1 protein-coding gene is annotated in these 267 nt (G+C 66.3%); it reads right to left on the minus strand.

All coding sequences use genetic code 11. The annotated features are described in order from the left end of the window. The coding region (locus SAY88_RS25130; RefSeq protein WP_332635153.1) for a hypothetical protein at nucleotides 1-267 on the minus strand (267 nt) is incomplete at both ends.

Consider the following 267-nt stretch of genomic DNA (forward strand, 5'->3'; position numbering starts at 1 on the left):
CGGCCACGATGTCGTCCTCGCTCTCGCTGTCCGAGATGTCGAGGAGGACGGGCATGCGGAAGGACTCAAGGTCGCCGTCCGCGTCGCCCTTGACGGGCTCGATGGTCAGCACGTCGGGCACCTCGTCCTCCTGGTCGAGGCGGCGCTGGTGGATCTCCTCCGCAGGGTGGATGTCGTACTCGTCCTCGCGCTCCTCGTACTCGACGTTCTCCTCGACCTCAACAAAGTCCGGGGCCAGCGCGGACCACTTCTGCGGCGTGATGATCG

Source organism: Halalkalibacter flavus, assembly GCF_036663575.1.
Lineage (GTDB): Bacteria > Bacillota > Bacilli > Bacillales > Bacillaceae_D > Halalkalibacter > Halalkalibacter flavus.